The sequence below is a fragment of the Pseudomonas sp. B21-047 genome (assembly GCF_024748775.1).
In the GTDB taxonomy this organism is placed as follows: Bacteria; Pseudomonadota; Gammaproteobacteria; order Pseudomonadales; family Pseudomonadaceae; genus Aquipseudomonas; species Aquipseudomonas capeferrum.
The window spans coordinates 2,742,555-2,762,525 of sequence record NZ_CP087169.1 but is presented as its reverse complement, the minus strand read 5'-3'; the positions used below and the strand labels follow the sequence as shown (position 1 = coordinate 2,762,525).

General features: G+C 63.4%; 18 protein-coding genes. 3 read left to right on the top strand and 15 right to left on the bottom strand.

The features are described 5' to 3' along the window. Positions 1–38 precede the first annotated feature (38 nt). The 11 genes from LOY26_RS12395 to LOY26_RS12345 form a co-directional block, all read right to left on the bottom strand. Positions 39–1,238: a benzoate/H(+) symporter BenE family transporter gene (locus LOY26_RS12395; protein WP_258714825.1), complete on the bottom strand. Its 1,200-nt coding sequence runs from the start codon at positions 1,236–1,238 to the stop codon at positions 39–41. Between the two features lie 64 nt (positions 1,239–1,302). Beyond that, a complete protein-coding gene (locus tag LOY26_RS12390; protein WP_258714824.1) occupies positions 1,303–2,631 on the bottom strand; it encodes an aromatic acid/H+ symport family MFS transporter in 1,329 nt (442 codons plus the stop codon). A gap of 56 nt (positions 2,632–2,687) precedes the next feature. After that, positions 2,688–3,449, bottom strand: a complete 762-nt coding sequence (locus tag LOY26_RS12385; RefSeq protein ID WP_033697722.1) for a 1,6-dihydroxycyclohexa-2,4-diene-1-carboxylate dehydrogenase — start codon at positions 3,447–3,449, stop codon at positions 2,688–2,690. Positions 3,450–3,504: 55 nt separating this feature from the next. Then, positions 3,505–4,518, bottom strand: coding sequence for a benzoate 1,2-dioxygenase electron transfer component BenC (gene benC / locus LOY26_RS12380; protein ID WP_033697720.1), 1,014 nt, complete (start codon positions 4,516–4,518; stop codon positions 3,505–3,507). 70 nt (positions 4,519–4,588) lie between these two features. Beyond that, complete coding sequence (gene benB / locus LOY26_RS12375; RefSeq protein WP_186652974.1) at positions 4,589–5,074, bottom strand: benzoate 1,2-dioxygenase small subunit; 486 nt, start codon at positions 5,072–5,074, stop codon at positions 4,589–4,591. After that, positions 5,071–6,429 carry a benzoate 1,2-dioxygenase large subunit gene (gene benA / locus LOY26_RS12370; RefSeq protein ID WP_047583601.1) on the bottom strand — a complete coding sequence of 453 codons (1,359 nt, stop codon included), beginning with the start codon at positions 6,427–6,429 and terminating at the stop codon, positions 5,071–5,073. Before benA ends, benB begins: the two co-directional genes overlap by 4 nt. A 101-nt stretch (positions 6,430–6,530) precedes the next feature. After that, on the bottom strand, positions 6,531–7,487 hold the full coding sequence (locus LOY26_RS12365) for an AraC family transcriptional regulator (RefSeq protein ID WP_186652973.1): 957 nt from the start codon (positions 7,485–7,487) through the stop codon (positions 6,531–6,533). A gap of 237 nt (positions 7,488–7,724) precedes the next feature. Beyond that, on the bottom strand, positions 7,725–8,771 hold the full coding sequence (locus LOY26_RS12360; RefSeq protein WP_258714823.1) for a GlxA family transcriptional regulator: 1,047 nt from the start codon (positions 8,769–8,771) through the stop codon (positions 7,725–7,727). A gap of 79 nt (positions 8,772–8,850) precedes the next feature. Further along, the gene (gene proX / locus LOY26_RS12355; protein WP_258714822.1) at positions 8,851–9,879 is read right to left on the bottom strand and encodes a glycine betaine/L-proline ABC transporter substrate-binding protein ProX; all 1,029 of its coding nucleotides are present in this window, start codon (positions 9,877–9,879) and stop codon (positions 8,851–8,853) included. Positions 9,880–9,937: 58 nt separating this feature from the next. After that, positions 9,938–10,891: a glycine betaine/L-proline ABC transporter permease ProW gene (gene proW, locus LOY26_RS12350; RefSeq protein WP_186652967.1), complete on the bottom strand. Its 954-nt coding sequence runs from the start codon at positions 10,889–10,891 to the stop codon at positions 9,938–9,940. Positions 10,892–10,910: 19 nt separating this feature from the next. Then, a complete protein-coding gene (locus LOY26_RS12345) occupies positions 10,911–11,789 on the bottom strand; it encodes a glycine betaine/L-proline ABC transporter ATP-binding protein (RefSeq protein WP_271910504.1) in 879 nt (292 codons plus the stop codon). Positions 11,790–12,144: 355 nt separating this feature from the next. On the opposite strand from LOY26_RS12345, the gene LOY26_RS12340 reads away from it, so the two are divergent. Together LOY26_RS12340 and LOY26_RS12335 are read left to right on the top strand one after the other, a co-directional pair. Beyond that, positions 12,145–13,107 carry a LysR family transcriptional regulator gene (locus LOY26_RS12340; RefSeq protein WP_047583596.1) on the top strand — a complete coding sequence of 321 codons (963 nt, stop codon included), beginning with the start codon at positions 12,145–12,147 and terminating at the stop codon, positions 13,105–13,107. 84 nt (positions 13,108–13,191) lie between these two features. After that, complete coding sequence (locus LOY26_RS12335) at positions 13,192–14,076, top strand: alpha/beta hydrolase (RefSeq protein ID WP_186664587.1); 885 nt, start codon at positions 13,192–13,194, stop codon at positions 14,074–14,076. Positions 14,077–14,087: 11 nt separating this feature from the next. Here LOY26_RS12335 and LOY26_RS12330 read toward each other — a convergent pair whose 3' ends face one another. Together LOY26_RS12330 and hisN are read right to left on the bottom strand one after the other, a co-directional pair. Beyond that, the gene (locus LOY26_RS12330; RefSeq protein ID WP_033697706.1) at positions 14,088–14,819 is read right to left on the bottom strand and encodes a hypothetical protein; all 732 of its coding nucleotides are present in this window, start codon (positions 14,817–14,819) and stop codon (positions 14,088–14,090) included. Between the two features lie 148 nt (positions 14,820–14,967). Beyond that, positions 14,968–15,759, bottom strand: a complete 792-nt coding sequence (gene hisN / locus LOY26_RS12325) for a histidinol-phosphatase (RefSeq protein WP_033697704.1) — start codon at positions 15,757–15,759, stop codon at positions 14,968–14,970. Positions 15,760–15,978: 219 nt separating this feature from the next. Here hisN and LOY26_RS12320 point away from each other — a divergent pair, with 219 nt between their 5' ends. Further along, a complete protein-coding gene (locus LOY26_RS12320; protein ID WP_186652962.1) occupies positions 15,979–16,623 on the top strand; it encodes a helix-turn-helix transcriptional regulator in 645 nt (214 codons plus the stop codon). Between the two features lie 127 nt (positions 16,624–16,750). On the opposite strand, the gene LOY26_RS12315 is transcribed toward LOY26_RS12320, so the two are convergent. Continuing rightward, positions 16,751–18,754, bottom strand: coding sequence for a MacB family efflux pump subunit (locus tag LOY26_RS12315; RefSeq protein WP_408980763.1), 2,004 nt, complete (start codon positions 18,752–18,754; stop codon positions 16,751–16,753). A 2-nt stretch (positions 18,755–18,756) separates the two neighbouring features. Then, positions 18,757–19,914, bottom strand: coding sequence for a macrolide transporter subunit MacA (gene macA / locus LOY26_RS12310; protein WP_047583598.1), 1,158 nt, complete (start codon positions 19,912–19,914; stop codon positions 18,757–18,759). Between the last annotated feature and the right edge of the window lie 57 nt (positions 19,915–19,971).

Here is a 19,971-nt window from a genome sequence, read left to right as displayed (position 1 = left end):
ATCTTGTTGTTATGGATAAAGCGCTGGGAACACGGGGCTCATGGGGTACGGCGCAATGCCTCGCTCGCTTGCGGCCGACGCAGCCTGAGCAGCGCATGCGCCAGCAGGCCGAACAGCAGCCCCCAGAACGCCGCCGACAGGCCAAGGAAAGACACCCCCGAGGCGGTGACCAGGAAGGTGAACAGGCCGGCATCGCGCTCCATAGGTTCGGCCAGGCTGCGCGCCAGGGCTTCGCTGATCGCCCCGTACAGGGCAAGCCCAGCAAGGGCTGCGATCAATGCCGCAGGGAAGGCAGCAAACAGCGACATCAACGTGGCACCGGCAACCCCCAACAGCAGGTACAACACGCTGCCGGCGACGGCCGCGACATAACGCCGGCGCGGGTTTTCATGGGCCTCATGGCCGGTGCACAGGCTGGCGGTGACGGCTGCCAAGTTCAGGCCGTGGCAACCGAAAGGTGCCAGCAAGGCGCCGCCGATGGCGCTGGCACCGATCAAAGGGCTGGCCGGTGTGGCGTAGCCGGCGTTACGCAGCACCGCCATCCCTGGCATGAACTGCCCGGTCAGGGCCACCAGCACCAGTGGCAGCGCCAGGCTGAACACTGCCGCCAGGCTGAACTGCGGGGTAACCCACTGGGGCGAGGCCAGTTGCAGCACCAGGGCCTCACTGCGGAACGCGCCGCTGGCCACGGTGACGACGGCCCCTATGCACAATACGGCGGCCACCGCATAACGCGGCTGAACCCTGCGCATCAGCACATAGGTAACGAACATCGCCAGTACCAGCAGCGGTTGCACGGGCAAGGCGCGGAACACCTCGGTGCCGAAACTGAACAGGATGCCCGCCTGCATGCCAGCAGCGATGGACCCGGGCAGGCGCGTGATGATGCGGTCGAAGGCCCCGCTGAGGCCAATCAGCAGCAGGATCAGGTTCGCCACCAGGTAGGCCCCCACGGCCTGCTCCAGCCCTAGTGCCGGCAAGGCAGTCACCAACAGGGCCGAACCCGGGATCGACCAGGCGATCACCACCGGCACCCGATAGCGCAGGCTCAGCAATGCGCCGAGCACACCGCTGCCCATGGAAACGGCCCACACCCAGGACGACAGCTGGCCGTGAGGCATGTGCGCGGCCTCGGCGGCGTGGAAGATGATCACCAGCGGGCCGGCGTAGGAAATCATCGTCGCCAGGCAACCGGCGACGATGGCGGACAGCGAGCTGTCCTTGAACAGGGTTTTCATGGCACCTCTCGCAAGGCTTGGGGCGGGTGTGTGGATCAGGCCTCTTGCAAGGCCTGTGGTCTTGCTAGGCCTGCGCAGCCGTAGCCAGGCCATGCCGCCGGCCACTGACCAGGTGCACGGCCATGGCCAGCGCAGCAATTGCGCCAGGGATGGCGAACGCGATGAAATTGAGTTGCAGCGGCAGGTTGATGCCCATCAGTGCGCCCCCCAGCAGCGGGCCGACGATGGCGCCGTTGCGGCCGATCCCCGAGGCCCAGCCAAGGCCGGTGGAGCGCACCGACAGGCCGTACATCTGCGCCGCGCCGGCATACAGCAGTATTTGCGTGCCGATGGTGGTGGCGCCGGCGATGAAGATCAGCAGGTACAGCACCGGCATCGGGCTGTTGACGCCCAGCAGGCTGATCGACAGTGCTGCGGCGATGAAGAAGCTGACCTTGACCTTGACCAGGTTGTAGCGGTCGCCCAACCAGCCCCCCAGAATCGCCCCGGCCATGCCGCCGAAGTTCAGCACCAGCAAGAACGACAGGCTCGAACCCAAGCTGTAACCTGCGTTGGCCATCAGTTTTGGCAGCCACGAACTGAGTGCGTAGACCATCAGCAGGCAGCAGAAAAACGCCAGCCACAGGGCCAGGGTGCGCACGGCCAGGCCGTTGCGAAACAGCTCCACGACAGCGTTGCTGCCGCCCTTGCGGTCCGTTGCCTGCAACCTGTCGCCAGGCTGTATGTCGCAAGCGGGGTCGAGCTTCTTGAGCAGTGCGCGGGCTTCATCAGTGCGCCCTTGGCGTACCAGAAAACCAATGGATTCCGGCAGGTAGTAGAGAATCACCGGCAACAGCAACAGGGGTACGGCTGCGACGAAGAACATCGACTCCCAGCCGAAGCGCGGCAGCATGAAGATACCGACGCCTGCCGAAAGCATGCCGCCCAACGAGTAGCCACTGAACATGATCGCCACCAGCGTGCTGCGCAGGCGTTTTGGCGCATATTCGTTCATCAGAGCCACGGCGTTGGGCATCAACCCGCCGCAGCCCAGGCCGGCGATAAAGCGATAGATGCCAAACTCGCTGGGGCTGCTGGCGAAGCCGTTGAGGATGGTTGCCGTGGAAAACAGGGCAAAGCACAGGGCGATGCCCTTCTTGCGCCCGATCCGGTCGGCCAGGCTGCCGAATACCAGGGCGCCGAACATCATCCCGAACAACGCGTAGCTGCCCAGGGCCCCGGCCTGCAGTGGCGTCAGCCCCCACTCCTTCATGATCACCGGCAACACCACGCCGTAGATGAACAAGTCATAACCGTCGAAGATCAGCAACAGGCCGCACCAGGCCATGACCATCCAGTGGAAGGGTGTGAAGCGCGCGTTATCGATGATCGGGTGTACGTCAAGGGTTCGCATGGCAGCTGTCTCTATTGTTTTTGTTGTGGAAGAAAACCTTTGCCTTAGGGTGTGGCTCAGCCGAGGTCGCCGCCCCCTACCGGCAAGGTCACACCGGTGATGTAGGAGGCCTCGTCGGAGGCCAGGAAGAGGATGGCGCCAACCTGCTCGTCGATGCTGCCGTAGCGGTGCATCAGGCTGCTGTCGAGGGTCTGGTCGACGATTTGCTGGTACCAGGCCTTTTCCTGCTCGCTCTGCTCGGCGCTGTTGCGTGGCACCCGCCGCGGCGGCGCCTCGGTGCCGCCAGGGGCGGTGGCATTGACGCGGATACCGCGGCCGGCGGTTTCGAAGGCCAGGCAGGCGGTCAGTGCGTTCACGCCGCCTTTGGCCGCGCCGTAGGGCACGCGGTTGACGCCACGGGTGGCGATGGACGAAACGTTGACGATGGCCCCTGCCCCACGTTCGAGCATGTAGGGCAACGCGGCGTGGCAGCACCATAAGGTCGGGAACAGTGAGCGGCGCACTTCGGCCTCGATCTGTTCCACTTCATAGTGTTCGAAGGGCTTGGCCCAAATGGTCCCGCCGACGTTGTTGACCAGGATGTCGAGGCGCCCGAAGGCCTCGACTGCAGCGGCCATGACCCGGGCACAATCGCTGTGCTGCTCGAGGTCGGCGGTGAGGGTCAGCATGCCCTCCCCGGCCAGTTCGTGCACCAGCTCGGAACGGTCCACCGCCACCACTTGCGCGCCTTCGGCCTTCAGCCGCCAGCACACCCCTCGGCCAATGCCCTGGGCAGCACCGGTGACCAGGGCGACTTTATCGTGAAATCTTGTCGTCATCTGAAACGCTCCATATTGATGCTGTCTGGGTGGGAGCGGCAGCCCCCACGAACGCTCAGGCCGCAGCCGCCGCGAACTTCTCGTAGTAGAAGTTCACCGGCGTAATCCCCTGCTCACGCACGTACTGGCTGACCGCCTCGACCATCGGCGGCGGCCCGCACAGGTACACATCCACATCGCCGTCGTTGAGGTGGCGCGGCTCGATGTGCTGGGTGACGTAACCCTTCTGCGGATGCTGGCTGTCAGGGTTGGCCACGCAGGCACTGAAGGTGAAGTTGGGGATGCGCGCCGCCAAGGCCTGCAGGCGGTCCAGTTCGACCAGGTCGAAGTCGTTGGTCACCCCGTAGATCAGGTGCAACGGGTGTTCGCTGCCCTGCTCGGCGATCTTCTCCAGCATCGCGGTGAACGGTGCCAGCCCGGTACCACCGGCCAGCAGCAACAGCGGCCGCTGAATCGGCCGCAGGTAGAAGCTGCCCAGCGGCCCTGCCAGGCTCATGCTGTCGCCGGCCTTGGCCAGGCTGGTGAGGAAACTGCTCATCAGCCCGCCGGGTACGTTACGGATCAGGAAGCTGACTTCGCCGTCCTTCTGCAGCGAGCTGAACGAGTAGGCACGGCTCTGCTCGCTGCCCGGCACCTTGAGGTTGACGTACTGCCCCGGCAGAAACGCCAGCCGGCTCAACGCCTCGCCCTTGATCGACAGGGCAATGGTGCTTGCCGACAACTGGCGCACATCGCTGATGGCGGCCTCGAAGCTGGCCTGCTCGGTCTTGCACAGTTGCGAAGACGCCGGGATGCGTAGCACGCAGTCGGCTTCGGCGCGCATCTGGCAGGTCAGCACATAGCCTTCGGCGATTTCGTCCTCGTTCAGGGCGTCTTCGATGAAGTTATCGCCCAGGTCGTAACGCCCGGCTTCGGCCTTGCACTTGCAGGTGCCGCAGGCGCCGTCGCGGCAGTCCAGCGGGATGTTGATGCCCTGGCGATAGGCCGCATCGGCCACGGTTTCATGGCCATCGGCCTCGATGAAGCGGGTCACCCCGTCTTCGAAATTCAGTGCGATCTGGAAGCTCATGTAGCACCTCGCGGGCGAGCGTCGCCACGGCGCGCCAAGCGGCACACCGAGCGGCTCGCGTTACCTCGGATCAGATGTGGTAGATGTCGATGACCTGACGCACGTAGTCGTTCTTCAGCACCACCTTCTTGGCCTGGATCAGCGGTTGCTCGCCGCGCAGGTCAAGGGTGTAGAAGCTGCTGCCGAAGTAGCTGTCGGTGGTCTTGTAGCGAAAGCTCAGGGTGTGCCAGTTGAAGCGCACCTGGCAGTAGCCCTCGCTTTGCTCGACGATCTCGATGTTGCTGATGTTGTGCGAGGTGCGGGTATCCGGCACGGTCGCACTGGAGCGCTCGGTCTTGATGCGGAACACCCGGTCCTCGAGGCCGCCACGGTTGCCGTACCAGATCAGCGATATCTCGCTTTGCGGGTCGGTGGTGAGGCGGTCGTCATCGTCCCAGGCCGGCATCCAGAAGCTGGCGTCGGCGGCATACAGCTCCAGCCACTGGTCCCACTGGGCATCGTCCAGGTAGCGCGCTTCGCGGTAGAGGAAGTCGCGCACGGTTTCGTAGAGGCTCATTGCACGGCCTCCACGGGGATCAGTTGCTGGTCATCCTTGAGCGCCTGGATCATGGTGTCCTGCCAGTACTTGTGCTGCAGCACGAACAGGCCTTCGTCCTCGGTGCGCACACCCGACAGCAGCGGTTTGAGCTCGATTTCGCGGGCTGCCTCGTCGGCGCCTTCGACCCAGTGCGCAGCGCCGCGGGACATGTCGTTCCAGCCGGTACCGCCGCCGTAGCCGGTCTGGCACGAGCGGAACTCTTCCAGGTCGTCCGGGGTGGCCATGCCACTGACGTTGAAGAAGTCCTCGTACTGGCGGATGCGCTTGGCGCGGGCATCGGTGCTTTCGCCTTTGGGCGCAATGCAGTAGATGGTGATTTCGGTCTTGTTCACCGAAATCGGCCGGGCAATGCGGATCTGCGAACTGAACTGGTCCATCAGGTACACGTTGGGATACAGGCACAGGTTGCGCGAGTTTTCGATCATCCAGTCGGCGCGTGCCTGGCCGAAGTCGGCAACCAGCTCATCACGGCGCTCGAATGCCGGGCGGTCCTCGGGGTTGGCCCAACGGGTCCACAGCAGCAGGTGCCCGTGGTCGAAGGAATAGAAGCCCCCGCCTTGCTTGGCCCAGGCACCGGCGCTCATGGTCTTGATCTCGTCACCCGACTCGCGCTGTTTGCGCTGGTTCTGGGTGGCGGCGTAGTTCCAGTGCACGGAGCTGACGTGGTAGCCGTCGGCGCCGTTCTCGGCAGTGAGCTTCCAGTTGCCTTCGTAGATGTACGAACTGGCGCCGCGCAGCACTTCCAGGCCTTCAGGCGACTGGTCGACGATCATGTCGATGATCTTGGCCGACTCGCCCAGGTGCTCCACCAGCGGTTTGACATCGGCCTTCAGGCTGCCGAACAGGAAGCCCCGGTACGATTCGAAACGCGCGACCTTGGTCAGGTCGTGGGAGCCATCGCAATTGAAGCTGTCGGGGTAGCCGGCGTTGCTCGGGTCTTTGACCTTGAGCAGTTTGCCGCTGTTGTTGAAGGTCCAGCCGTGGAACGGGCAGGTGTAGCTGGCGCGGTTGCCGCGTTTGTGCCGGCACAGCATGGCACCACGGTGGCTGCAGGCATTGAGGAAGGCATTGAGCACCCCGTCCTTGTTGCGCGCGATGAAGATCGGTTGGCGCCCCATGGTCAGGGTGAGGAAATCGTTCTTTTCGGGGATCTGGCTTTCATGGGCCAGGTAGATCCAGTTGCCCTCGAAGATGTGTTTCATCTCCAGGTCGAACAGCCGTGGGTCGGTGAACATCTCGCGCTTGCAGCGGTAGATGCCCTGTTCACGGTCGTCCTCGAGCATGGCATTGAGGTAGTCGAATCCCAGGGACATGGCCAGGGTCTCCATTGTTATTGTTCAGACCATGTCAGGTTAGGGATCAAGGCGTGGTGGCAATATCCTTTTCGTGCAGAGTGCTATCCGCTTTGTGCACATCAACCGCGGTTGCGCAGCGTCACCGAGGGCAATACCCCATAGCGCTGGCGGTAGGTTTCCGAAAAGCGTCCCAAGTGCAGGAAGCCATAGTCCATGGCAAGCTCGGTCACACTCCTCACGCTGCAACTGGCATCGCTCAGGCATGCATGCACCCGCTCCAGCTTGCGCAGCCGTACATAATGTTTGGGCGTGGTACCTAGGTGCCGATCAAACAGCGCATACAGCGACCGCAAGCTCATGCAGGCCTGCTCTGCGAGCACCTCGGCTGACAGTTCAAGCTTCAGGTTGCGCTCGATGTAATCCAGTATCCGCTCCAGGCTCGCCGCCGGCGCATTCAGGCTTTCGCGCCGAATGTTGGTGCTCATCAAGGTCAGCAGTTTGCTCGCGACAATCTGGCTGTAGTGCCCTTGCACGCGGGGCAACGGCTCATTCACCTCGGCTTCATGGCAGACCATGGCCAGCAGGTTCACGAACCCGTCCAGCTCCTCCAGCCGGTAGTGGTTGCGCAAGAACCGCACGCCGCCATCAGGCCGCTGCCAGCGGTGCTCGTCACAGATCGAATCGAGCAACCGGGTCGGCACCTTGAGGATGAATTTCTCGCAGTCTTCCGAGTAGGTCAGGTCAACCGGGTCGTCGGGGTTGATCAGCAGCAGCTCGCCGGGCACCAGGTGATGCTCGCGCTGGTGCCCGCGCCACAGGCAGTTGCCGTTGAGCAGCACCTGCAGGTGGTAGATGGTTTCCAGTGCTGGCGAGGTGACGCGCACGCTACCGCCGTAACTGATGCGGCACAGGTCGAGTTCGGCGAACTTACGGTGGCTGAGGCTGGCCTGGGGATGGGTGGTGCGGGACAAGCCGATGCAATGCTGGCCCACGTGCTGGTTCACATAGTCGGACACAGCATAGGGGTCGGCATGATGAAACACGCTACTGCGCTCGCTCAGCAGGCGGCTTTCCATAGGCAAGGCACTCGGTTTCGTTATTGTTCTGGGCGCCGCTCCCTACGGGCTTGTGGCCGGTGGTTGCGGTCGTTCACGGTCATTCTATCGGGCTGGGCGCAGGGAATTGGGGCAGGCGACAGCCGGTGAATGGCCACACTTAAGCAAAAAGGCGGGGGTTGGGCAATGCGACGATTGGAATGGGCGGGCGGATAGCGGACAAGGCGCCAATGCCCAATGTTCGATTACCGAACACAATTATGCGCTCTGCTGCACCGCCCAACCTTGGCTGCGCGCCCGGAACTGGCGCGGGGCGATGGCGAACAGCTCGCGAAAACGCCGGTAGAAATGCGGAAAACTCACAAACCCACTGGCTACCGCCACCTCGGTCAGTGACTTGCTGGTGTGTTGCAGCAGCTGGCGTGCATGGGTCAGGCGCAGCTCCAGGTAATAGCGCGGCGGTGTCGCCTGCACATGGCGGCGGAACAAACGCTCCAGGTGACGACGCGACAACCCCGCATGCTCGGCGATTTCGTCGATGCCGATCGGGTCTTCGATATTGGCATGCATCAGCTCAAGGGCCAAACGTAAACCCTTGGGCAGGCTCGGGTCTATTTCCGCTGCGCTGGCCGGCGCATCACTCATCACCCGCGCGCGGTCGCACGCCAGCATCTGCTCCACTGCCCGGCGCAATACCGGGCCGCCGCTGTGTTCAAGCAACGCCAGCATCATGTCCAAGGCACTGCTGGCGCCCGCGCAGCTCAAACGCCGGCGGTCCAGTACATGGGCCTGGCGGCTGACCCGTACCTTGGGGTACAGCTCGCTCATCATCGCCCGGCCATCGGGGTGGAAGGCGCAGTCGTGATCATTGAGCAGGCCCGCCTCGGCCAGGAAGTAGGCGCCGTTCCACAAACCGCCGAGCTGGCAGCCATGCAGGTCGGCCTGGCGCAACTTGGCGCGCAGCAGCGGCGCGCTTTCCAGGCGCACCCGAAACCCACCGCACACCAATAGGCTGTCCAGGGCCTGCACATCCAGCTCAGCCAGTGGCGTGTTGACCGGCAAGGCGATGCCCAGGTCGCTCATGACCTGCGCCCCATCCCCTACCACCTGGATCTGAAACAGTGGCGTGGCGCTCATCAGGTTGGCGGTGACCAAGGTGTCCATGGCGGCGGTGAAGGCCATCATGGAGAAGTGCTCGCGCAGCACGAAGGCGACGCGTTGGCACGGCATCGACAGCGCGGTGCGGCAAGCCGCGTCCAGGTGGGCCAGGTTGGCGTTCTTGAGGGTGCTTTCGAAATGGCTCATGGTTTCAACTCTACTGCGAAAATCGCGGTGCCCTTCATCGCAGGTGAACCCGCGATGAAGCCAACATCGATGGACCAGGTTACTTGCTGGCCTGGGTCGCCGCTGCGCGCGACGCCTGCAGCCATTCATCGAACTGCTGGCGGTGCGCCGCCACCCACTCCTTGGCATGCCGGGTGATGTCGGCAGGCTTCTTCTCGCCCTGCTGCATCTTCAGGTTCTGCGCGCTCTCGTCAGCCGTGGTGATCTGCATCAGTGACAGGAACTTGATGGCCGCCGGGTTCTCTTCGGCAAACTCCTTGTTCATCACAGCCTCGACCTTGTCGACCGCAAAGCCCAGGTTCTTGCCCTTGTACATCGTGTCGACCGCGTTGTTGCCATCGGGCAGGTCGGTCTTCGGCACTTCCAGCCAGACCACATCCTTGTCCTCGACCAGCACGGTGGAAATCCACTGTGGCACCCAGGTGAAGTACAGGATCGGCTTGCCTTCCTTGTAGCGGGTGATGGTGTCGGCCATCAGCGCAAAGTACGAGCCCTGGTCCACGTGCACGCTATCGCCCAGGTCGTAGGCCTTCATGTGGTGGGCGATGACCAGCTCGCAGCCCCAGCCGGGGTTGCAGCCGGTGAGGTTGGCCTTGCCGTCGCCGTCGGTGTCGAACAACTTGGCGATCTCTGGCCTTTTCAGGTCGGTGATGTACTTGATGTGGTACTGCTCAGCGGTCTTCTTGTCGATCAGGTAGCCCTGCAGCACGCCCGGCATGATGTCGCCGGCCTTGACCATCACGTCATTGCCACCGGCCTGCTGGTAGAACTTGTCGTGCAGCTTGTCCCACAGGTGCACGGTGAAGTCGGCATCGCCGTTGGCCAGCGCCACCATCATTACGCCGTATTCGGTTTCCTTGGGTTCCTGGACCTTGTAGCCCAGCTCGCGCAGGCCCTCCATGGCCACCTCGCCACGGAAGCGCTCCTCGGCAATGGAGGGGAAGATCGGCGTCACCTTCACGCCTTCGCCCGGCTGGTCGGCCGAAGCGTTGGCGCACAGCGAGGCGACAACCAGGGCCAAGGCACTGGCGCCTTGCAGGATGCTGCGGGAAAACATGGATTCCAACATCGTCGCGTACCTTCTTGTGGTTTTTATAGCGTGTGCGGCAGTTCGAAATGGGGTTGTGTCAGGCGGTCTTGCGCCGCCCTGCAGCTTGCCCTGCACCGCACAGGCGCAGCACCACGCCCACCGGCCCGGTGTGGTACCAGCGCAGGCTCGGGTCGGCGCTGCTGCGCGCGCCCATGGCCTGGGTCAGGCGGTCGAGGAAGATCGCCAGCAGCACCAGCCCGACGCCACCGACCGTGGCCAGGCCCATGTCCAGCCGGCCGATGCCGCGCAGCACCATCTGGCCCAGGCCGCCGACCGAGATCATCGAGGCGATCACCACCATCGACAGCGACAGCATCAGGGTCTGGTTGAGCCCGGCCATGATGGTCGAGGTGGCCAGCGGCAGTTGCACCCGGGTCAACATCTGCCGCGGCGTGCAGCCAAAGGCGCGGGCGGCTTCGATCTTGTCTTCCGGCACCTGGCGGATGCCCAGGTTGGTCAGGCGTACTAGCGGTGGCAAGGCGAAGACGATGGTCACCAGCACGCCCGGCACGTTGCCGATACCGAACAGCATCACCACCGGCACCAGGTAGACGAACGCCGGCAGCGTCTGCATGGCATCGAGCAGCGGGCGAATGATACTTTCCAGGCGGTTGCTGCGGGCGCAGACGATGCCCAGCGGAATACCGATCACCGCGCAGAAGAACACCGAGGTGAGCACCAGCGCCAGAGTGGTCATCGACTCCGACCAGACGCCAATCAAACCGAGCAGGGTCAGGGTGACGAAGCACAACAGCGCCATGCGCTTGCCGGCCAGCTGCCAGCCGAGCAACGACGACAGCAGGATGCCAATGGTGGGTGGAATGCTCTGCAGGGTGAACTCGATGCCATTGAGCACCTGGTCGATCGGCCAGCGAATGGCGCGGAACACCTCGCGGAAGTTGTGCACGAGGAAGTTGAGGGTGGCGGTGACCCAGTCACCCAGGGGGATGGTGGCCGCCTGGAACGGGTCGAGCAGGCTGAATTCGGGCATGGGACAACCTCGCGTAGGTTCAGTGGCGGCTCAGGGACTGCAACGGCGCGCTGTTTGCCAGGCTGGCGCACTGGCAGCGGCTATTGAAGGTCTTGAAGAACGCGCGTACATAGTCGTTGGCCGGCTGGTTGATCAGCGCTTGCGGCGTGCCGATCTGCACCACCCGGCCGCCCTCCATGATCGCGATGCGGTGGCCAATGCGGATAGCCTCCTCGATGTCGTGGGAAATGAAGATGATGGTGCGTTGCTGTTCGGCCTGCAGGCGCATCAGTTCGCCCTGCATCTCGCTGCGGATCAGCGGGTCGAGGGCCGAGAACGCTTCGTCCATCAGCAGGATGGTCGGGTCGTTGGCCAGCGCGCGGGCCAGCCCTACCCGTTGTTGCATGCCACCGGAAAGCTGGTGCGGGTAGCTGTGCTCGTGGCCGGCCAGGCCAACCTGGCTCAGCGCTTCGCGGGCACGGCTGTGGCGCTCGGCTTCGCCGACGCCGGCGATTTCCAGGCCAAAGGCCGTGTTCTGCAGCACGCTCATGTGCGGCATCAGGGCAAAGGACTGGAACACCATGCCCATTTCCTTGCGGCGCACATCAAGCAAGGCTTTATCGGACAGCCCGGTGATTTCACGGCCGTTGAGGTGGATGCTGCCAGAGGTGGGTTCGATCAGGCGGTTGAACAGCCGCACCATGGTCGACTTGCCCGAGCCTGACAGGCCCATGATGACGAAGATTTCGCCACGCTTGACGGAAAAACTTGCATCGAACACGCCGACGACGTGGCCGGTCTTGCTGAAGATTTCGTTCTTGTCGGCGCCCTTGCGGAGCATCTCCATGGCCATGTTCGGGTTGGGGCCGAACACTTTGAAGATGTTGTTTACCGAAAGAATCTCATCGGCATGGCTCATACGACCCTCTTTATTATGCTTATAACCAATCTATTAACTTCGCACTTTCAATAAGGCGGGTAGATCAGTGCGAGTACGCTTGGCAGTCCGTTCAAAATCGAACGTGAGTCAAAACCGGCACGCAGAAAGTCCTGCTTCAAAAAATTATTCGACATCGATGTCTCAATGTCGCGCCGGTATTTCACGTTATGCCTAGCTCCAGAGCGGGTCCAACGACATTTGCAGGGCGCTAACCATTACCTGAGGTTATCAATTGGGCGGCAGCCCCGGTGGCAGAGCGCTTGTGCATTTACCGTAGGGTGCGCAAAGGCTAGAGTGAGGGCCTTGGCTAGACGAAGGACCCCACCCCAGCACCATGGTCAGACACTCCGAACCCGATCAGACCCTGCTCAAGATGCCTTCGCTGCGCGCGGTCAAAGTGTTCGTCGCGGCCGCCAAATACCAGAACTTCACCCGTGCCGCCGAAGCGCTGTGCGTGACCCAAGCGGCGGTAAGCCGGCAGATCCGCGAGCTGGAGACCTACCTGGGTGCCGAACTCTTCACCCGGGTCGGCCGCGCGGTGGAGCTGACCGTGGCCGGGTCGATCTTCTTCGATGCGGTGCAGTTATCGTTCGTCAACATCTCCCAGGCGGCCGAGCGAATCCGCAGCAATACCAACACCAAGCACGTGGTCACCCTGTGCTGCTCACCGGCGTTTGCCGCCTTGTGGCTGGGGCCACGGATGCCGAAGTTCTTCGACGAGAACCCGGATATCGACATCAACCTGGTGACCACCCAGAACTTTTTGTCGATGGAGCCTGGGGTGCGGCCGGACATCTACATCACCAAGCTGGGCAAGATCCAGGCGGGCTATAGCTGCCACCCGCTCAACCATGACCTGATCTACCCGGTGTGCAGCCCGCACTACCTGGCCCAGCACCCGCAGCTGGCCACCCTGGAAGGCATTCGCGATGGCTCGCTGCTCAACCTCAGCCCTTATGGCCGCTCGCAGGTGGCCGAACACGTGGACTGGAACGTTTGGTTGGCGTTCCATGATGTCGACCTGAAAAGCCGCTCCAGCACGGCGCCGCATTTCTTCAATGCCAATGACTACAACCTGCTGGTGCAGCTTGCCTTGGGCAGCCAGGGCGTGGCGTTGGGCTGGCACCATCTGGTGGCCCCGCTCGTTGCCCAAGGGTTGCTGGTGCGGCCGGTGGCGCAGCAGTTGGAGCTCAAGGACACCTTCCACTTCCTGGCCTTCAACGAAGACAAGGAACATGAGCCCAGCTGCCGACGCCTGCGCGATTGGCTGCTGTCAGCGTTCCAGCCGCTGTTGTAGAGCGGCCTTGCGTCGCGCAAGGGCGCAGCTACCGCTCGGCGTTTTTCCCGACATCCAACCCCATGCATCTGGTACAACCGCGCCATGCCGACCTTCTTCCTTACCCACCTGCGCCGCCGTTGGCTCACCTGGCTGTGCGCCACCCTGCTGGTCATCGGCCTCCCCACCGGCTGCGCCGTTCTGCAGCACAAAGAGCGCGAGCTGGTGTTCCGCATCGAGCCGGGCCAGGCCAGCTGGTTCCGCGGCCTGCCCAGCGGGGTGCAGGAACTTGACCTGCGCCCGCACAGCTTCACCGACAACCAGAGCCTGCACGCCTGGTGGTGGCCGGCTAAACGCGCCGATGCGCCTGCAATCCTGTACCTGCACGGCGTGCGCTGGAACCTTACCGGGCAATTGTTCCGCATCGAGCAGTTGCATGCCATGGGCTATTCGGTGCTGGCCGTGGATTACCGCGGCTTTGGCCAGAGCCGTGGCGGCCTGCCCTCCGAGGCGACGGTGTACGAAGATGCGCAGATCGCCTGGGCACGCTTCGCCCAGCTGCAACCTGATGCCAACAAGCGGTTGATCTTCGGCCACTCCCTGGGGGGCGCGGTCGCGGTCGAGCTGGCCACGGCGCTTGCACGGCAAGCCCACAAGGACGGCAGCCCGCCCCCCGCTCGGGGTTTGATACTCGAATCCACCTTCACCTCCCTGGGCGACGTCGCTGCGGCTGTTGCCGATACCACCCTGCCCGTGCGTTGGCTGATGTCGCAAAAATTCGATTCGCTGGACAAGATCAAGGACGTAGGCCTGCCGTTGCTGCTGGTGCACGGGCTGGACGATCGCTTTGTACCCTCGCGGTTCAGCCGACAGCTGTTCGACGCAGCGCAAGAGCCGAAGACCTTGTTGCTGGTGCCGGGGGCTACCCACAACAACAGCATGAGCCTGGCAGGGCAACGGTATCGGCGGGCGATTCAGGCGTTGTTGTGAAGGCAGGGTATTCACTGCACCGGCAAAAAATTCATCAGCAACAGGCTTTGCGCATAGTTGAGCCCGATCCGCCGATAGCGCTCATCCAGCAGCTCTGCGAGCAAATCCAGGCGCGCGACGATCTTGCCGAACTCAACGGCGAAACTCAGGTTGCTGCCCTCCTCCGAAATCTCGTTGGAGAACAGCAACAGCACGCCATTGGCATCCTGGCGCTGGCTGAGCATCCAGGTGGCCTTCTCGATATTACGCGCCGCGTTGTTGACGAACAGCGGGTCGATGGTGTCGGTCATGTAGAACTCGGAGCGCCCGCCATGGGCGGTGATCAACATGCTGCCGATGGCGTAGATGAACGCACCGACCCGATCGCCACGAAACTCCGGGCTCAGGGCGTAACTCAGGGCCGCAAGGTCGCGCCGATTGCCCAACTGCGCCAAGGGTTGGCGCTGCTCGATGGCGATGCGGATCTGCCGCTCGGCCGTGGCGGCATCGACGTAGCCGGACATCTTCCACTGGTTCGGGTTGCGCAGGTACAGCTTGTTCATCAGCAGGTACAGGCTCTGCAGGTTGTCGCGCATGGACAGCGTCGCCAGGCGGTCGACACTGGTCTGGAACAGCTCGCTGGGCTTGCCGTTGCCAAACTGGCTGACGATGTCACGGCCTTGCTCCTGGGTGCAGGCACACAGGCAGGTCAAGGCGCCTGCCAGCAGCAGGCCGGGGAGGGTTTTGAAAGGGCTTGCAACCATCGGCACCGGGTCGATATTCGGCGGCCGCACCGGGGATCAGCGCGGCCTGGCCAAGCATAGAGCGCACAAACCGGAAAAAGTGCGATGGTTGCGGTAACTGGGTATCAGGACTGGCCCCGCGAAGAGGCCGCCATCGACAACACAGCACTTACAGGGCGTGGCGCAGCATCTCCACCATCTGCGCATGCAATACCGGGTCACCACACGCCACCACACAGCCGCCATGCTGCGCCGAGCTGCCGTCCCAAGCCGTGATCAGCCCGCCCGCCCCTTCGATGATCGGCATCAATGCCTGCACGTCATACGGCTGCAGGCTGGCTTCGACGATCACATCGACAAAGCCCGAAGCCAGCATGCAGTACGCATAGCAGTCACCACCATAACGCATCAGCCGGGCCTTGCCGGCAACCGCCTCGAAGGCCGCCTTGCGTTCGGCGGTGTCGAACATGTCCGGCGTGGTGCACATCAGCGTGGCCGAGGCCAGGTCGGCGCAGGCACGGGTCTTCAGCGGGGTGCCGCTGCTCCAGGCACCTTGCGGGGTGCCGACGAAGCGTTCGCCGGTGAAGGGCTGGTTCATCACGCCTACGACCGGGCGTACACCGTCGTTCAGGGCAATCAACGTGCCCCACAGCGGCAAGCCGGTGATGAAGGCGCGGGTGCCGTCGATGGGGTCGAGCACCCAGGTCAACGGGCTGGTCCCCACCGCCACGCCCTGCTCTTCACCCAGAATGCCGTGCTCGGGGTAGCGGGCCTGGATCAGTTCGCGCATGGCGTCTTCGGCCGCCTTGTCGGCCACCGTCACCGGGTCATACAAGCGCCCGCCCTTGTCCTCGACGTCCAGGCTGGCGCGAAAATACGGCTTGATCGCCAGCGCGGCGGCATCAGCCAGCTGCTCGGCAAAGGCGCGGTATTCGACGATCTGTTCAGCACTCAGGGACATGGGGCAGGCCTCTTGAAGATAGTGGGGCCAGCATCATACCCGACAAGCCGCGCCGCACCAGCCGCCCAGCAACATGGCCACTATTATGACATTATCGCCACTTCATTTAACCGTCACCCAATCGTTGTACTAGGATACCCATCACCTCCCGAATGCGGCCCAGGATGCGGGCCAGCAGGCAGACGGGGATTTGCACCACCGAACCTCATGGATGACACGATGAATTCGCACCTGCTCTACCCGCAAATTGGCAAAGTGATTGCCAGCACCGGCAGCCGCCAGTTCCCGCGCATGCTGCACGACCTGATCCAGGCCCACCTGACCATCGATGCCACGCACATACGCCTGTTGCCAATGGCACCGGCCGGCTATAACAGCCACGCCACCCTGATCGACGAGACGGTGTTTTCCTCGGACGAGCCGCCGGCCAGGGATTTCAGCGACCCTTCGCGCTTGCACATGATCCGCCGCAAAGGCGATTCGCGCTATGAGATCCATGTGCTGCGCGCCGACTCGACCTACGGGTTTTCGGCCTTCGAACGCAACCGCCTGGACGATATCTCGCCGCTGCTGTTGCCGATGCTGGAGAAACACATCAATGCCTTGCAACCCGCCCCAGAGCGCCCCCCCCAGGAGAGCCTGGAGCAGCGCTTTACCGACCGCCTGGGGCAATCGGGGCTGAAGTTGTCAGAACGTGAGTGCCAGGTGTGCCTTGGCCTGCTGGCCGGGCATACCGCCCCGGAGCAGGCCGAGCGGTTGGCCTTGAAGGTGAATACCGTCGAGAGCTATTTGCGCCGGGCGGCGATCAAGCTGGGGATCAGCGGGCGGCATTCGTTGATGCGCTGGATGTATACCGCCGATTGATCATGTGTTGCCTGTCACGGCCTCTTCGCGGGGCAAGCCCGCTCCCACAGAGTAAGCACAGTCTCTGTGGGAGTGCAGTCTCTGTGGGAGCGGGCTTGCCCCGTGAAGAGGCCGGACAAGGCAAAACTCAATCCCGCGCCAACGCCTCGATCGGATCAAGCCGCGCAGCATTGCGCGCCGGCACAAACCCGAACAACACGCCAATCAAGGTCGAACAGGCAAACGCCATCACGATCGAGGCTGGCGAGAACACCATCTCCCACTGCTTGACGAACAACTCGAACAGATAGCCGATCCCGTACGACAAACCAATGCCAACCACCCCGCCAAACAGGCAGACCATCACCGCCTCTACCAGAAACTGCTGGCGGATATCCGACTGCCGCGCCCCCACCGCCATGCGAATACCGATTTCCCGGGTGCGTTCGGTCACCGACACCAGCATGATGTTCATCACCCCGATACCCCCGACCACCAGCGAGATCACGGCAATCAGCGACAGCAGCAAGGTCAGCGAGCGGCTGGTCTTCTGCACCGTCTGCATGATGCTGTCGAGGTTGTTGGTAAAGAAGTCCTTGGTGCCGTGCCGTTGCAGCATCAGCTTGGTCACCTCCTCCTCCACCCGCTTGCTCGGCACGCCGTCCTTGATACGCACGCTGATGCTGTCCAGATGGCGCTGGCCGAGTACGCGGCCAGCGGCGGTCTCGTAGGGCACCCAGATGTTCAGCTGGTTGCTGGCGACGAACAGGTTTTTGTTCTCGGCCGTGACGCCGATCACCGTGCACGGCAGGTTGCCTACCAGGATCACCTGCCCGAGCGGGTCGACATGGGGGCCGAACAGCCGCTTGCGGGTGTTGTGGTCGATCACCACCACCTGGGCCTGGCGCCGGGCGTCGTCGGCACTGAACACGATGCCTGCAGCCAGAGGTATGTTGCGCACCTGGAAGTAGTGTTCGCTGACGCCATTGAGCTGCACGTCGACGTCCAGGTTGCGGTAGCGCACCAAGGTGCTCTGGCCGATCACCGGGGTGGCACTGTCAACGTAGTACAGCGCGTTGAGCGCGGTCACGTCGGCCGGCACCAGGGTCTCGATGGTCTTGGCCCGGCTATCACCGAAGTTGCTGCCCGAATAAATATCGATGGTGTTGCTGCCGATCGCCTGGATGTCCTTGAGCACATAGCCCTTGGCGCCCTCGCCGATGGCCGAGATGGACACCACCGAAGTGATGCCGATGACGATCCCGAGCATGGTCAGCAAGGTGCGCATGCGGTGCGAGATCAAGGCGATCCAGGCCATCTTGAAGGCCTCGCGGAACATCCCCAGGCTGGCCACCAGGCGCCGGGCAGGTTCGACGGCCCGGGGCGACTCCGCGGCCGGGGTGGGCAAGGCCGCCGTGCCGGTGCGCCGGTCGCTGACAATCTGCCCGTCGCTGACCTCGATGATCCGTTCGGCATGGGCGGCGACCTTGGGGTCGTGGGTGACCAGGATCACCGTGTGCCCGGCCGCATGCAGCTCCAGCAGGATGTTCATCACCTCTTTACCGCTGGCAGTGTCCAGCGCACCGGTCGGCTCATCGGCGAGGATCACCTGGCCGCCGTTCATCAGCGCCCGGCAGATACTTACCCGCTGCTGCTGCCCCCCGGAAAGCTGGCTGGGGCGGTGCCCCAGGTGCCCTACAAGGCCCAGACGCGTGAGCAACTCACGTGCCCGCGCGTGGCGCTGCCCTTGTGGGGTGCCGGCATACACCGCAGGGATCTCGACGTTGTGCAGGGCATCCAGGTGCGGCAGCAGGTGGTAGCGCTGGAAGATGAAACCGAAGTGGTCGCGGCGCAGCGCTGCCAGGGCGTCATCGCCCAGCGTGCGGGTCTCCTGCCCGCCAACCTGGTAGCTGCCGCTGCTGGCGTTGTCCAGGCAGCCGAGGATGTTCATCAAGGTCGACTTGCCCGAGCCTGATGCGCCGATGATCGCCACCAGCTCGCCACTGTGAATCTGCAGGTCGATGCCCTTGAGTGCCAGGAACTCGCGGTCGCCCGCCAGGAAGCTGCGGCTGACGCCCTGCAGGCGCAATAACGGTTCGCCGTTGCCGTTGGCCACGGCCAGGGGCGCGCTCAGCTCGACATTCATGTTCATGCTCACGCCCCTGCTTCGCCGGACACCGGCTCACCAATCACCACCCGATCACCTTCGGCCAGGCCGTCCTTCACCTGCACCTTGACGTTGTTGTTGATCCCCGCCTGCACGTTGCGCACCTGGGCAAAGCCCTTGGCATCGAGCACCCGCACCGGGAAGCTGCCGTCGCCATTGCGTGCGCCCAGCGCTGCCACCGGCACGGTCAGCACCCCTTGGGCGGTGTCGAGGACGATATGCACCTGGGCCGTCATCGAGATGCGCAGGCGATGCTCGGGGTTCGGCACTTCGAACAGCGCGTTGTAGAACACCGCACCATTGGGTTTGGCGGCGCTGCCATCGCTGTTGTCGGCGCTTTGCGCGTAGTTCTGCGGGGCAGGCTCGGTGCCGCGCAGCTTGGCGTAGTAGCGTTTGTCTTCGCCCAGGATAGTGAAGTACACCTGCTGGCCGGGGCTGATGTGGATCACATCGGCTTCGGACACCTGCGCCTTCACGGTCATGGTGTCGAGGTCGGCCAGCTTGAGCAGCACCGGGGCCAGTTGGTTGGCGATCACGGTCTGCCCTTCCTGGGTGACGATGCCCACCACATGGCCGTTGATCGGCGCATTGATACGGGTGTAACCCAGGTTGACCTTGGCGGTGTCGATTTCGACCCGGGCACTTTGGATCTGCGCATCGAGCGAGCGCACGGCGGCCTGCTGCACTTCGTACTCCGACTCGGCATTCTCGAAGTCCTGGCGCGACACCGACTCGTCGGCCTGCAGTTCGCGATAACGCTCATACACCCGCCGGGCCTGCTTGAGCTGGGCCAGGGTCGAACGCCGTTCGGCCTGCAGCTTGTCCTCGTCGACTTCGGCCTGGCGCAAGGTGTTGCGCAGCACCAGCGGGTCGATCTCGGCCAGCCACTGGCCCTCGCTGACCTTGTCGCCCAGCTTGACCTTCAGCGACCTGAGCTGGCCCGAAACCTGGGCACCGACGTCCACCTGCTTGATGCCCTCCAACGTGCCGGTGGCCAGCACGGCGTTCTCGATATCGCCACGCTCGACCGTGGCGGTGATGTACTGCGGCGGCTTGGCCGGGGCCTGGATGGCATACAGCGTGATGCCGGCCACCAGGGCCACGGCGATGCCGAGGCCGAATTTGCGGAATCTGGACTTTTCCATGAACACTCACTTTCTCTCGGGATTCGCATAACCCGACCCCAGCGGGGTCGGGGAGGC